The organism is Mesoaciditoga sp., assembly GCF_054006115.1.
The window spans coordinates 1-14,029 of sequence record NZ_JBPNHS010000039.1 but is presented as its reverse complement, the minus strand read 5'-3'; the positions used below and the strand labels follow the sequence as shown (position 1 = coordinate 14,029).

At 41.0% G+C, this 14,029-nt stretch carries 14 protein-coding genes and 1 pseudogene; 11 read left to right on the top strand and 4 right to left on the bottom strand.

All coding sequences use genetic code 11. The annotated features are described in order from the left end of the window. Positions 1-651: 651 nt before the first annotated feature. The 9 genes and pseudogenes from ACXJIN_RS07720 to pyrG all read left to right on the top strand — a co-directional run bounded on the left by ACXJIN_RS07720 (position 652) and on the right by pyrG (position 8,596). Complete coding sequence (locus ACXJIN_RS07720) at positions 652-1,368, top strand: ABC transporter ATP-binding protein (RefSeq protein ID WP_456400995.1); 717 nt, start codon at positions 652-654, stop codon at positions 1,366-1,368. Further along, positions 1,365-2,381, top strand: a complete 1,017-nt coding sequence (locus tag ACXJIN_RS07715; protein ID WP_456400991.1) for a hypothetical protein — start codon at positions 1,365-1,367, stop codon at positions 2,379-2,381. The genes ACXJIN_RS07720 and ACXJIN_RS07715 overlap by 4 nt, the downstream gene beginning before the upstream one ends. A 5-nt stretch (positions 2,382-2,386) precedes the next feature. Next, positions 2,387-3,214: an MBL fold metallo-hydrolase gene (locus ACXJIN_RS07710; RefSeq protein WP_456400989.1), complete on the top strand. Its 828-nt coding sequence runs from the start codon at positions 2,387-2,389 to the stop codon at positions 3,212-3,214. Continuing rightward, positions 3,183-3,635: pseudogene (gene ndk / locus ACXJIN_RS07705) on the top strand (nucleoside-diphosphate kinase); the annotation flags it as partial. The gene ACXJIN_RS07710 and the pseudogene ndk, both read left to right, overlap by 32 nt. A 57-nt stretch (positions 3,636-3,692) precedes the next feature. Continuing rightward, the gene (locus tag ACXJIN_RS07700; protein WP_456400993.1) at positions 3,693-4,271 is read left to right on the top strand and encodes a GGDEF domain-containing protein; all 579 of its coding nucleotides are present in this window, start codon (positions 3,693-3,695) and stop codon (positions 4,269-4,271) included. Between the two features lie 24 nt (positions 4,272-4,295). After that, positions 4,296-5,294 (top strand): DUF4899 domain-containing protein, encoded by a 999-nt coding sequence (locus ACXJIN_RS07695; protein ID WP_456400987.1) that lies wholly within the window; start codon positions 4,296-4,298, stop codon positions 5,292-5,294. A 219-nt stretch (positions 5,295-5,513) separates the two neighbouring features. After that, entirely contained in the window at positions 5,514-6,011 is a 498-nt protein-coding gene (locus ACXJIN_RS07690; protein ID WP_456400985.1) for a hypothetical protein, read from the top strand. A 12-nt stretch (positions 6,012-6,023) separates the two neighbouring features. Next, on the top strand, positions 6,024-7,016 hold the full coding sequence (locus ACXJIN_RS07685; RefSeq protein WP_456400983.1) for a 3'-5' exoribonuclease YhaM family protein: 993 nt from the start codon (positions 6,024-6,026) through the stop codon (positions 7,014-7,016). Next, positions 7,013-8,596 carry a CTP synthase gene (pyrG, locus tag ACXJIN_RS07680; protein WP_456400981.1) on the top strand — a complete coding sequence of 528 codons (1,584 nt, stop codon included), beginning with the start codon at positions 7,013-7,015 and terminating at the stop codon, positions 8,594-8,596. Before ACXJIN_RS07685 ends, pyrG begins: the two co-directional genes overlap by 4 nt. A 2-nt stretch (positions 8,597-8,598) precedes the next feature. Here pyrG and ACXJIN_RS07675 read toward each other — a convergent pair whose 3' ends face one another. From ACXJIN_RS07675 to ACXJIN_RS07660, 4 genes are all read right to left on the bottom strand, one after another. Further along, a complete protein-coding gene (locus ACXJIN_RS07675) occupies positions 8,599-9,357 on the bottom strand; it encodes a TatD family hydrolase (RefSeq protein ID WP_456400979.1) in 759 nt (252 codons plus the stop codon). Next, complete coding sequence (locus ACXJIN_RS07670) at positions 9,354-10,655, bottom strand: UDP-N-acetylmuramate--L-alanine ligase (protein ID WP_456400977.1); 1,302 nt, start codon at positions 10,653-10,655, stop codon at positions 9,354-9,356. The genes ACXJIN_RS07675 and ACXJIN_RS07670 overlap by 4 nt, the downstream gene beginning before the upstream one ends. Then, the gene (locus ACXJIN_RS07665; protein WP_456400975.1) at positions 10,652-11,188 is read right to left on the bottom strand and encodes a hypothetical protein; all 537 of its coding nucleotides are present in this window, start codon (positions 11,186-11,188) and stop codon (positions 10,652-10,654) included. Before ACXJIN_RS07665 ends, ACXJIN_RS07670 begins: the two co-directional genes overlap by 4 nt. An 88-nt stretch (positions 11,189-11,276) precedes the next feature. Beyond that, positions 11,277-12,593, bottom strand: coding sequence for a sigma 54-interacting transcriptional regulator (locus ACXJIN_RS07660; protein WP_456400973.1), 1,317 nt, complete (start codon positions 12,591-12,593; stop codon positions 11,277-11,279). A gap of 228 nt (positions 12,594-12,821) precedes the next feature. Between ACXJIN_RS07660 and ACXJIN_RS07655 the strand changes: the two genes are divergently transcribed. Both ACXJIN_RS07655 and ACXJIN_RS07650 read left to right on the top strand, forming a co-directional pair. After that, positions 12,822-13,421 (top strand): hypothetical protein, encoded by a 600-nt coding sequence (locus ACXJIN_RS07655; protein ID WP_456400971.1) that lies wholly within the window; start codon positions 12,822-12,824, stop codon positions 13,419-13,421. A gap of 20 nt (positions 13,422-13,441) precedes the next feature. Then, a complete protein-coding gene (locus ACXJIN_RS07650) occupies positions 13,442-14,029 on the top strand; it encodes a hypothetical protein (protein WP_456400969.1) in 588 nt (195 codons plus the stop codon).

Sequence of the window (14,029 nt, the reverse complement as noted above, 5' to 3'; positions counted from 1 at the left end):
CTGCCACTTCCCCCGTAAACGGGGGCAGACTGCATAAAAAATAGCTTCGCGGCCACTTCTCCCATAAACGGGGGCAGACTGTATAAAAAATAGCTTCGCCGCTACTTTCCTCGCAAGCAGGAGCAGGCTTACATAAAACTTCATTGACATTTTCCATTTAAAGACAAAGTGAATTTCATGACATCTTCTTTTTAGTCCCCTCTCACAGAGTGGGAGGGGAGCGAAATTGCATAGTTGCAATGTCTCTTTCGCTTTTCCGACCAAGGCGAAGCCGCGAGCAACGTTAGTTGACGGGGAGGGTTGATCAAAATAGTTTTGAACCTTAGAAAATTCAATCTCATAGAAAAAGGTTCGTTGCCTTTGCCGTCATTTCATTTTCGACCCCTACGCCGGCTTCGCCGCCACTTCCCCCATAAATGGGGGCGGACTTCTTAATTTGGAAAGCGGCTCTCTTGACTCTCCTCACAAAACTGGGAGGAGAGGGCCAACGAAGTTGGAGAGGAGGGTTGATCAAAACGATTTCGAATCTTACATGAAATCATATTTTTGAAGCTTTACTGGAGAAAAGTGCAATTTGTTGAATTTCTTCTCTATGTTTTTAAGCTTGAATGTTGTAGAATTATCTTAGACAAAACAGAGGGAGCGATCGTGTTGGCACTTGTAAAGGTTACGAATTTGAGAAAGGTTTATAAAACGGGAGAATTGGAATATGAAGCGCTTAAAGGTATGAGCTTCGAAGTTGAAGCCGGAGATATGTTCATGATCTTAGGGCCATCTGGAAGCGGGAAGACAACGCTGTTGAACTGTTTATCCGGCATTGACGATCCAACTTCCGGCTCTATTTTCATAAATGGAATTGACATAGCAAAGCTGTCAGATGACGAAAAGACCAAATTCAGAGCCGAAAACATGGGTTTTGTTTTTCAGGCTTATAACCTTATAGACGTGTTGACTGCCAAGGAAAACGTCGCTCTTCCACTTCTCGCGCGCGGCGTACCTGAAAAAGAAGCGAACGAAAGGGCAATAGAAGTTTTAAGGGCTCACGGCTTGGAACACGTAATAGACAAATTTCCTTCACAGATAAGCGGAGGGGAAAGGCAAAGGGTGGCGATTTCACGCGCGTTGGCGGGAAACCCAAAGATAATATGGGCGGACGAGCCAACTGGCGCGCTTGACACCAAGACGTCTTTCATGGTTATGGATTTTATGAAAGAATTGAATGAAAGAAATAATCAAACCTTTGTGATAGTCACTCACGATGAGAAAATAGTCAAGTACGCGAACGCCGTATTGCGAATAGACAGCGGACAAATCGCGAGTTTTGAAAGAAAAAAATCGAAGGAAAACGTGTTGGAGGGTGAAAAATGAAAAAGATTCTAACTGTCTTTTTAATCGTCTTTTTATTCGCCGTTTTTACCCTTGGTGCGAGCGTTCTATTCGATGGGGGACACGGCCAAAGCGTTGGAAACGCGGATTGGACTGTAAATGGAGCGTATTCCGATTTCGCTAACGCTTTGAAGAGATTCTTTAAAGTGGACGAAACTTACCAGCCGTTAAGCCTTTCGCTTTTGAAAGGTTACAGTGTTTTGGTGATTCCGGAGCCAAACATTCCATTCAGTCAGGAGGAAGAAAACGCCATAGTGGAATTTGTCAAAGATGGAGGCGGCGTTTTCTTTATCGCGGATCATGAAGGAGCGGATAGAAATCACAACGGATGGGACGCCGTCTCGATTTACGACGATTTTGTGAAAAGGCTTGGTTTTGACTTTGCACAAGACACGCGTAGCCAATATCCAATAAAGTACGTTTTTAAAACTCCAATTACTTTAGGTGTGAAGAATGTTGGGGAATGGGCCGGATCTACTTTGAATATTTTTGGTAAAAATGTCCATCCAGCCGTCGAACTTTACACGCACCAGCCCTACGTCGTTTACGGAACGTACGGAAAGGGAAGGTTTGTGGCCATAGGCGACAGTTCGCCATTTGACGATGGAAGCGGGGCTCCGTGGAAATCTCTTTACGATGGCTGGCACACGGGAGACGATGGAGTGTTGGCCGTAAACAGCGTTTATTGGCTGGCCACTGGAAAGTCCACAAATACATCCGTTTACCTTAAAGCCCCTACTGTAGAAAGTGTGAGGGTTGTTTCTCCAACGAAAATCGTCGTTTCTTTTGACAAAGAAATCTTAGCGCCGATTTTGGTAAGACTGAACGTGAACATTTCAAACGCGAAGATAAAAGACGTTGAAGTTGAAGGAAACGAGATGATAATCTTGCTAAGCGAAAAGCTATCAAAAGGTAATCATAAACTCATAACAAGGGGAATAAAAGACGTGTATGGAAACGCATCGCCGTTGAGTTCTTTCTCATTTGAGTATTAGAGATCATGTTTTCCATAAATGATTCGATTTTTGTCACTGAAAATTCCAACGGAGCTGCCAATTCTGGCGTAATTGTAACTGATAGGGGCGTGATCTTGGTTGATTCAACGTTTTTTCCTTCAAAAGCCCGGAGAATAGAGGAATTCGTTTCTTCAATAACGTCAAAGCCTCTTTTGTACGTTATAAACACGCACTATCATCTGGATCACACCCTTGGAAATTGCGCTATAGAAGCGCCAGTGGTTGGAAGCGCAACGACAAAGGATTTTCTTGAAAAATTCGATCTGGAGAGTTTTAAAAAAACTCTTGAGCCGTTAATTCAAAAAGAGTTGAAAGACGCCAAACTGATTCCGCCATCTGTTGTTTTTAAAAACAAGATATCTTTTGATATGGGAAATAAAAAAATAGAAGTTGTAAAAATGGGAGGGCACACACCAGATTCTTGTGTGGTGTACGTGTGGCCGGATGGTGTGTGTTTTTGTGGTGATCTTGTGTTTTCAGGCTACCACGCAGAGATAGAAGAGGATTCAAATTTGAACAGATGGATTTTGAGTTTGAAAAGGATAAAGGAAAAAAATCCAAAATGGATTGTGCCCGGTCACGGAAAAGTTGGTAGAATGAAAGAAATAGACGATATGATCTTGTATTTGGAAAAATTCAGAAGCCTTTCAAAATTGCTTAAATTAAAGGGTACGGAAGAGATTGTCGATAAATTTGGTGAAGATCCGGTCTTCGCGAATAGAGGGTTTGCCTTGCTTTTCGAAGAGAGCTTGGTAAATTACTTAAAAGGGAGGAGAAAAAATGGAAAAAACGCTCGTTCTCATAAAGCCTGATGGAGTTCAAAGAGGTTTGATAGGAGAAATAATCACTCGTTTTGAAAGAAAAGGCTTGAAAATAGATGCCATGAAACTTTTGACGATGTCAAGAAAACTCGCGGAGGAACACTACGCCGAACACGTTGGAAAGCCTTTTTACGAAAAGCTCGTAAATTTCATGACGAGCGGGCCAATAGTCGCGATGGTTATAGAGGGAAGAGAAGCCATAAAGGTTGTTAGAAAGCTCGCTGGCGCGACAGATCCTGTTGAAGCGGAACCAGGCACGATAAGGGGCGATTTTTCAACGTTGGAACCAGCTAACACTCTTCACGCTTCCGATTCTCCACAGTCCGCCGAAAGAGAGATAAGAAGATTCTTTCCAGAGCTTTACGAAAAACAACCCTCATCCGATCTTCTCAAAGAGAATGAACAGCTCAGAAGAGAGGTTGAGATTTTGAGAAAGCGGGCGGATTGGTACGAATCCCAATCGCAAAAAATGGAAGAGCTCATAGCGCAATACAACGAGCTGGTGAAGAAAGAGTTTGACAACGTTGAAAATGTGATAGGCAAGATAGGAACAAAAGAGGTTATCGATCCCATTACAAGGCTGTACTCGCGGGATCATATGCTTAACTATTTGAATTTCTTTCACTCAAAGGCTTTTCAAGAAAGTATCGATTACGCTTTGATTTTCGTGGATATGGACGATTTTGAGAAAAAAACAAAGGAACTTTCACAAGAGGAAAATGATATTCTCATGAGAGAAATTGGAAAGTTCTTAAAAAATATGGTGCGCGTACCACTGGACATAGTTTCACGCCTTGGAACTGACGAATTCTTGATTTTATTGACACAAATTTCAAAAGACGCCGCTATAACGGTTGCAAATCGTATCAACGACGGATGCGCAAAAGGGGCTTTTGAAATAGGAAATAAGTCTGTAAAGCTTACCTGCACCGTTTCTATCATACACTTCCCAAGCGATGGCTCACAGCTTTCACAAATGTTGGAAAGTGGAGAAAAGCTGATAGAAGAAGGAAAAAAGAAAGGAAAAAATCAAGTTGTTTTCTATTGAAATGTGTGAAAGGAATGGTCGCCGTTGAAGGATCTTCTGATTATAAAATTCAAGGCCCAGAGCAAAGCCACCGTAGAAGATTACGTGGGTTATTTCATGGTGAAAAGAAGAGGGGATATAAAGTACAAAATCTTACAGTATCCGACATCGCTTTCCTCTTTTGTGAATGTTGAACTGTCCGATCCTTTTAAGATCTTCCAGAAAAAATTGGAAGATTCTATCGTTAAAGTCACGAGAAGCGCTCCAGAATTCAAATCGATGAACAGCAATTTGAACAGATACGTGAATAGAAGACTTCTAAGCGAGCCTTCTTTTGGTTTGAAGCTCATATCCGCTCACAAAGCGGGAGAAAAGATGATAGTAAAAGATTTCGTGAAAGATTTCTTTGAAGAATGGGTGTCCGATCTCAACGTTCAAATATCGATTGAAGAGCTTTACTATTCGGAGCTTTCAAAGCAATTTTCGAAGTACAGCACGCCTGAAGACGTGGTTTCAATGCTGGAAAGGGCGGATTTAAGTAACCTTTCCGAAGCTTACCCGATAGTAGATCCAATACGTGGTAGACCGGTTACCTCATTTGACATTGGAACGAGAATTTACTTTACCGTTTTAAAATTCTCAAATGAAGAGGACAAAAAAAAGATCATGGCGGCTTTTCCAGACAATTTCAACGAAGAAGGGGAAAATATTAAACCGTTGGTTGGAACGATGATTTCCAAAGAATTCACCAACAGCTCACAGGACTTCATACTGATAAAAATAGAGTGCAACGGTGTCCTCTTTAAATCTGTAGTTTATGGTGGAGTAAATATCATGTGGGAAAGCGTGGGCGTACCTGAAAAAGATGATGACGAAGATTTAGCTTTGGCTTCTTCTTTTTCATCAGATGAAAAGGAAAAGCTCAATCAGCTGCTGAAAGAGAAGGAAAAAATCAAGTTTTCAGACGTTTTAATAGCCATGATATTGGTGGTGGGCATAGTTTTGGCGATCGTGATTGGCGTTTACTTTTTCTTCTGGAAATGAAAAAGGGAAGCGTGTTGTTGGAGTCTCTCGTTTTTCTGATTTTGTCCGCACTAATGTTTCTTTTGGTTTTAAACGGAGTAAATAGGCTTTGTCAAAGACAGCGCTTGATAGAAAAGAAATCCGAAGAATTCGCGTTGGAAACATCCCTTTACAACGTGAAAAGAAAAGGAAAAGATGTGCCCTTAAGGTTGAAAGAATATCTGAAGGGGAAGAAATTTCATGAAAACGCTTCAGAAAATGAAAAAAGGTTCTCTGATAATTCAACTCTTGGTGGCAATAATAGTTTACACGATAGGCTCCGCGATAATTTTTGAATCGATTTCGTACCTTTTTAAAAATTTATCCTTACTTTCAGCCACTGAAAAAAACGTGGAAGATTTTGAACACGTCATGGCTTATCTCAACTCACAGATGGAACACTGCGAAGATTTTAAAATACTCAAAGGAACGAATTGGTCTGTTTTGCTTACAGATTCAACGCCAGTTGTAGCGTTTGAAATTCTCGGTGGAAAAGGTGTGAATACGTTACGCAGACTCCGTGCAAAGGAAAAGTTGCATTTTTCAGATTTAAAAAAGAAAAGATTTGGACTAATATATCTCAATGAAAATTTTTATGGCTTTAACGCCATCTATCAAGGAAAAGAGAAAATGGAATTCGCAAGAGAAAACACTCACCTTCTCTTTAGAATGGGAAAAAGATGGTTTTACATCATGTAAAAGGTGGTTAAAATGATAAACGTGAATGGAAAGCTTTATCCCACGGTAAGTGATATCACCAAAGTTTCTGAGGAAGAAAGAAAGGGAGAAGACTACGTTGACAACACAAGCGGTATCTTTCTTGTAACGTCTTCCATTTTTAAAAAAACTTCTGGCGGAAATGATTTTACGCAAGCGGTGGTGTGTGACGCGCAAAAGAGTGTGAGTGTCAAGATATGGGATAAAAAAGTAGAGGCCGGCACTTTGCTTTTTTCTCATTACGAGTACAACCCGAATTACCGCTCCTTTTCTCTGAAACCCATTAGAATAGTGCCAGCCGATCAAGTCCCGGAAATAGAAAAGGCTTTAACTCCGCACTTCGAAATTGATAACTTGCAATCGTGTTTGAAGTACCTTATAAAAAGCGTGAAAAACGAACACTTAAAGAGGCTTCTCGAAGAGATATTCGTAAAAGACACCGAATTTTACGCCTCTTTTATCACCGCCACGGCCGCCTCTCAAAATCACCACGTAGGAAGAGGCGGCCTTTTTTTTCACACCATTTCAATGACAAAGGTGGCTTTGAATTTAATTTCCAATTACCCAAAGCTCAACAGAGATCTTGTGGTAACCGGATGTCTTATACACGATATAGGCAAGGTCAAAGCTTACACTGATGCGCCAATTTTTGAGTACACGAATGAAGGAAAATTGGAAAATCACGTTGTGCTTGGAATAAAAATGCTGGCACGTTTTATCGACAGAGTGCCAAACTTTCCAGAAGATCTGGAAAGCGTTTTGACGCACATCGTAGCGAGCCATCATGGACAACTCGAATACGGCTCTCCAGTGGAGCCCAAAATTCCCGAAGCCATGGTGGTACACTTCGCGGACGAAATAGATGCCAAGCTCAACGCAGTTTTTAACGCCTTAGATGAAACAGAGAACAACAACTGGCAAAGGGTTGCGATGTTGAGAAATGATATTTTCAAATTTGAATTAGATGGTGAGGAGGAAAAAGAATGAAGTACGTTACCATCACAGGTGGAGTTTTAAGTGGAATAGGCAAAGGCATAACGGCGGCATCTATAGGCGCGTGCTTACAAAATCAAGGGTTAAAGGTAGACGTTTTAAAGATAGACCCTTACCTAAATGTGGACGCTGGAACGATGAATCCAAACCAGCATGGAGAAGTGTTCGTAACCGAAGACGGTTACGAAGCCGATTTGGATTTGGGCCATTACGAGAGATTTCTTGGCAAAAATATGACTCGTTGGAACAACGTAACCGCCGGACAGATCTATTCCAATGTTATTGAAAAGGAAAGAAAGGGCGAGTACTTAGGAGCCACGGTTCAAATGATTCCACACGTGACGGCAGAGATAAAGGAAAGAATTTCAAATTTGAAAGGCGATGTTGCCATAATTGAAATAGGCGGAACAGTTGGTGACATAGAATCGGAAATATTTTTGGAAGCGATAAGGGAATTTTCAATGGAAAACGGAAGAAACGAGAATTTCGTTTTCGTTCACGTTACTTACATTTCCTATTTAAGGGTTACCAACGAATTCAAGACCAAACCAACCCAGCAATCAATTCAAATTCTGAGAAGGGCCGGCATATCTCCAGATGTAATCGTTTTGCGCGGAGAGAAGAGCTTTTCAGAACAAACCGTGAAAAAGGTGGCGCTCTTTGGAGGGGTTAACGAAGGGGCGGTGTTTGGACTTGAAGACGCACCAAATGTGTATTCCATACCACAAAAAATACACATGTTGGGTATGGACAAACTCATAATGGAAAAATTGAACGTGAAAGCTAGAAAGGATTTTGACTGGAAATATCCCAATTCATCCAAAGACGCCAGAATAGCGATGGTGGGAAAGTATTTGGCGACGGACGACGCTTACAAATCCGTTTTGGAAAGCGTTGCGCTATGCGGTTACAAAAAACCGGAACTGGTGGATTCCGAAACTCTGGAAAACATTTCAGAAAAAGAATTAAGAGAGAAACTAAAAAAATACGCTGGCTTCATAATTCCCGGTGGCTTTGGAAACAGAGGGATAGAAGGCATGATACGGGCGATAAAGTACGCGCGCGAAAATGACAAGCCTCTCCTTGGTCTGTGCCTTGGCATGCAACTCATGGTAATAGAGTACGCTAGAAATGTCGCGAATCTAAAAGGAGCCAATTCAACCGAATTCAATTCCCAAACGCCGTATCCGGTTGTGGATCTCATGGAAAAACAAAAGGAAATACTAAAGCTCGGCGGAACCATGAGACTTGGAGCGGAAGAAATAAAGGTATTCAAATGGAGCAAGCTCCACGAAATCTACGCTAGCGAAAAAATCCTGGAAAGACACAGGCACCGCTACGAAGTGAACTTAAAGGACTTTGGAAACATATTCAGGACGAAAGAGGAAGAGCCTTTGCAAAAACTCACCATTTCAGCCATGTCAAATTTCGTTGAAGCCGTGGAATTGCCGAACAAAAAATTCTATATTGGCGTTCAATTTCATCCAGAATACTCTTCAAAAGTTTCGGTGCCGCACCCGATTTTCAAGGAATTCCTTGAAAAGAGCTTCGAAAACAGGAATTTGAACGCTTAAATTCAGGAACAAATTCCAAAAAGCTTTTGAGCGTTTTTTTCAGTTTGGCTTTCTATTTCTGCGAAGCTCTTGTTAAACAATTGTGAAAGCATTTCTATTGTGAATCTAACGTTTTTTGGTTCGTTTCTCTTTCCTCTAACGGGCTGCGGAGAAAGGTAGGGGCAATCTGTTTCTGTTAATATTCGCTCAAGGGGCAGATGAGAAATTATTTCTCTCAAAGCGACATTTTTTTTGTACGTCGCTATGCCTCCCACTCCTATGTAAAATCCCATTTTTATGAACTCTTTCGCGTCTTCTTCGCTACCGTTAAAACTGTGGATAACTCCTCTTACATCGTAATCCATTACGATTTTCCTCATATCTTCGTAAGCGTCTCTCACGTGAAAGATAAGAGGAATATTCAACGCCTGAGCCAAATTCAGTTGTTCTTTGAAAACTTCCTTTTGAACGGATCTTGGGGAAAGATCCCTGTAATAATCCAATCCCACTTCTCCTAAAGCGATAACCTTTGGTTGGTGAAGCAAAGCGGATATCTTTTCAAGCCAATCATCTTTCGCTTTTTCGGCATCGTGTGGATGTACTCCAACCGCCGCGTACACTTTTTCATGTTCTTGGGCAAAAAGAGATGTCCTCTCGCTCGATTCAACATCGTATCCTACTTCTATTGCACATTTCATTCCAATTTTTTCAAATTCTCGCACAATTCTTTCTCTATCGTTATCGAACTCTTCCATTGTAATGTGCATGTGAGTGTCTATCATTTTTTCATCACCTTTCTTGCAAATTCTCGGGCTATCGAATCTACATCGCCGGCGCCCATGAAGAGGTACAAATCTGAATTAAAAAAATCCGCTATTTTTCCCACATCGTCGTTTTTTGACCAATATTTCACGTTAACATTTTGTTTATTAAGCTCATTTATCAGCATTTCAACGTTGACGTCATCCTTTTTTTCAAAAGCTTCAAATATATCCGTTACTATAACGTTCTTTGAATTTTTCAAAGCTCTGGCAAAATTCTTGTATTCCCTTTCAAGACGTGAATAACGGTGAGGTTCAAACACGACCGTGACGCTTTTAAAAAATGGGATAACCGAATTCACGCTTGATACTACTTCAGAAGGTGTGTGAGCGTAATCGCTTATAACAACCGGATGTTGTAAACTTACAATTTCCAACCGCCGCGAAACGCCGGGATAGCTTTTCAAAGCGTTTAAGGAATCTTCTATGGGTATTCCCATAAGCAAAGCCGCTCCAACGGCGGCGATGGCATTTTCCACCTGGTACTTTCCCGGAATTGGAAGCTCGCCTAGAAATTCCTTTTCGTTGTATTTCACTTTGAACTTCTGCTTGAAAAAATTAGATTCAACGATCTCATAGCGCAAATCCCCATCTTCTTTTCCGAATTTTAGAATTTTACCAGTCGCCACTATTTCCACAAAGTTAGAAGGCATGACCATTTGTGTTGAATGGAGTAAAAAGCTTTTTATTGAGTCAAGCTGTGAAGTGGGATCATTTCCGTATCTTTCGAGATGATCGTAGCGCAAGTTCGTAAGCACCGCTATTTGGGATATAACGTTTTTCATCTTCGGATCAGATTCGTCCACCTCAGCTATAATTGGACCTTTTCCAAATCTGAAATTTGAATTATCAAATCCTTTTGAAAAAGCACCACACAACAGCGTGGGATCAAAGTCATTTTTCAACGCTATCCAGGCTATCATGCAGGTTGTTGAGCTCTTGCCGTCTGTTCCGGTTACGCCCACTTGTGGTTTTACAAATTGCGAAAAGAATTCCATCCTTTCCATAACTTTTATTCCCTTTTTCAAGGCTTGAGAAACTTCATAATCATCTTCCTTGACGGCGGAAGATCTCACCACTACATCCACATCTTTCAGCTCTCCGTGGCCTACGTAAGCTGAGATTTCGTTTTCAATCAGATCATCAAATGCTTTAGATCTTGAAAGATCGCTTCCGGAGACATCATAACCCAATTTTTTCATGTAAAGCGCCAAAGCGCTTAACCCCATTCCGCCAATTCCAACAAAATGGATCTTCAACTTTTAACAGCCTTCTTCGATTCGAAATATCCAAGGATTATTCCCAGCGCCACCGACCACAACGCGGCAAGCCCTATCTGGTAATTAACAGGCAAAGAAAAGGTAACCGTATGGGCGGGAATCCAGAACCAAACTAGCGTCCAGATGGCGCCCTTCATGTTTGAATAATTGTGCTTTCGCATGAGAAGGTTGTCCAGAAATCTGTGGGAATAGATCATTATTGGGCCAAAGATAAGATTGGTAAACGAAGAAACGGCAAAAGCCCTCGCAAAAACATTCGTATCGACCACGCTCGGAAGCAAATGGCTTGCCACTAAAGCGTGCGTAAAGCCGAAAAAACCAACAAAAGCGTACTTTATCATGATTGCCAGGAGGGACCATACAACCGCTTTTTTCAACGCCACGAAGAAGCCAAAAACATTCTGATGCGCTATTTTTCTGGAGATTGCCTCACCTATCGTTCCGAGAATGGCAAATTGAATTACCGCGGAAAATATTGGATAGTTTTCCACGAACTTTACGTAAAAATTCATATTATTCCTCCATTCATCTTGATTTTTTCCAGTCGGATTTTAACACGAAATCATATTTTGGAAGAACCTTTTAATCGTGGTAAAACACTCACTTTTTGAACTTTTCTCTCCTGTCTAAGTGGTATCTTTTTATCATGTTGTCTATCGTTCTTCGGCTCACGGAAAGCTTTTTGGCGGCTTCTTCTTTGTCCCATGAACACGCTTTTAAAACCCTCTTTATTATCTCACTCTCGAGGCGCGCGTGAAGTCTTTCCATCATGTCTTTTAGCGGCTCATTTTGAGCCATATATAGATCCGTCATAGATTCAACGAATCTTTCGGTGAGTTCGGTCTTCGCAAAGGCATTTGGGTTGTATCTGATCTCCTCTTTCGTTTCTGGAGATTCAGAAAATTCGACAAAACGCGTAACTATATTTCTCAATTCACGCACGTTTCCCCTGTATTCGTGGCCAAGGAAAGCGCGCTTAACTTCTTCTGGAAAATCGTTAAACCTTATGGTGTAACCAAAATCGTTTAAAAAATTATCGACCAGAAAGGGAATATCATCTCTTCTATCGCGAAGAGGGATGAGATCTATTTTCAATTCGGATAGCCTATGATACAGATCTGATCTCAATCGTTTTTGAGGATCTTGATTCGTAGCAGCGTAAATTCTCACGTCTACGTGAACTTCTTTGTTAGAACCAACTGGCAAGAACTTTCCGCTGTCCATAACGGTTAGAAGTTTGGATTGAATGTGCTTTGGCATTTCTCCTATTTCATCTAGCAAAAGAGCTCCCTCATCCGTCGCTTCAAGCAAGCCTTCTTTTGCAGAATACGCACCGGTGTAAGCGCCTTTGACGTGGCCAAAAAGCTCGCTTTCAAGTAAATCTTCTGGAACATTTGCGCAGTTAAGTTCTAAAAATCTGTTTTCCCTTCTGTGAGAAATTTTATGCATTATTTGGGCAACTGTGGATTTTCCCGTGCCAGTTTCGCCCGATAAGAAGATGTTGGAATCGCTAAACGAAAAGAAGATCAAATCTTCTCTAAGCTTTCTAATGAAATTACTCATTCCCGCGAGCATCGATGTGTTCTTTTCCACATCTTTTAAGAACTTTTTCAGTCCTTCATTTTCAAAATCGAAAACGAAGATGAGGTTATCTTTCAATTTCAAATGCGCTTCTGGCTCGTTTACGAATATCCTTGCCATTATTCCATGTGAAACCATAAAATCCCTTATCTTTCTTGCTTTTCCAAAGAATTCTTTTCCTATGAATATCAAAATGCGCTTATCGGCGTAGCTTGAAACATACGAAAGAAAAGCGGTATCGTCCTGAAAAACTTCTAATTCATCTATGAAGTTCACATCGTATTCAAGCGTCTCTCCAATATTCGTTAAAGGATCTCCCACAAAAAAGGCTTTCATAAAAGCACCTCCAATTTCTAACACAATTTTAACATATTTTTATACTTTTTGGAAATGCTCTTCCAAAAAAGAAAATGTTTTCCACACTGAGAACGTTTCTTCCTTTACTGGAAGGCTTTTGCCCATTTAAGTCCCATTTTCGGGTGTTTGAAACGTTCTCACTTATGGAACGAATTGCGCTAACAAAAAGCGAAAGGGTTTGAAGACCCGTAAAGGATGTGGGGGATTATGAAAAAAGAAATGATATTCCTATTGATCTTACTGACTTTGGCAACGCTCACGTTGGCAACACAAATAGTGATATACAAGTGGAACAAACAAAACGAAAAGTGGGAAGCGGTTTTATCGCAACAAGCGAGCGCAACAGCATCCGGCAATTTCACAACGCGCGATGCTAACGGGAACGTGAACGGATTTATACCCATATCTTTCTTATTGCAAGATGGAAAAAGAGTTAACTTCAAACTGAATGTAAACATATCACGGACTAAAACCAAATTGGTGTTGAAACCCATGGTTTATTCTCACGTCTTTGGAAAGTGGACAATAGATAACATGTATTTGCTCTTCAACTCGACAAACGATTTAAACGTCTCCTACTCCTTTGAAGGAAATGTGAAGGGTTATTACATAGCACAGGTAGACAAAAAAGGAATCAGAAAGAATTCTAAAGAATGGAAAGAGATGGACAAAAACGTGAATATCGATCAGATAAACGTAAAAGCTGGCTCACATGAATTTTACCTGTGGATTGGCTTTGATAAAACAAACGACAAAATATTCGTTGGACCCGTCATCTTTGACACGTACATCGTGCCAAACATCTAAAACGAGGGGAGATGGAGGATGTGAAAAAGATTTTATGTATATCCGCAGCGATTCTGATTTTCGTTTCTATCTCCGCTCTTGCAAGCGGAACAAGTGTATTTAACCTTCAAGACAATTTGTGGATTCCACTTTCTCAAAAAACAAACTCATCTAAGCCTTTAACCACTCAACATTCATCGCCGGATTTGCCTTCTACAGTTGCAACGCCACTTGTGTACGTTTACATAGAGTACACCAGAATCACGGCACACGTGGATGTTCCCGGCGAATGGATGATGGGGAATATAAAGATCACCACAATTGCGAGCAACACCCCCATAATAATGACTTTTTCAACAAGCGGAGATTTGAGAAATGGCTCGCTTACCATTCCAACTTATTACCAAAAATACGATGGAAATTCAAATTACATTCCCAATCAGCCACTTCACGCCGCCGTTTGGAAAGCTGCCAACAAAAACTGGCCAATTGGAATGAACGGCTATCAGTTGACACGTGGAATAGGCAACCATTCATTGAAATTGTGGATAGGTGTGAACGTAAGAGATTTCACAAAAAGAGGACGGTATACGGGATGGATACAAATCTCAATAGCTCAGGTTCCATGA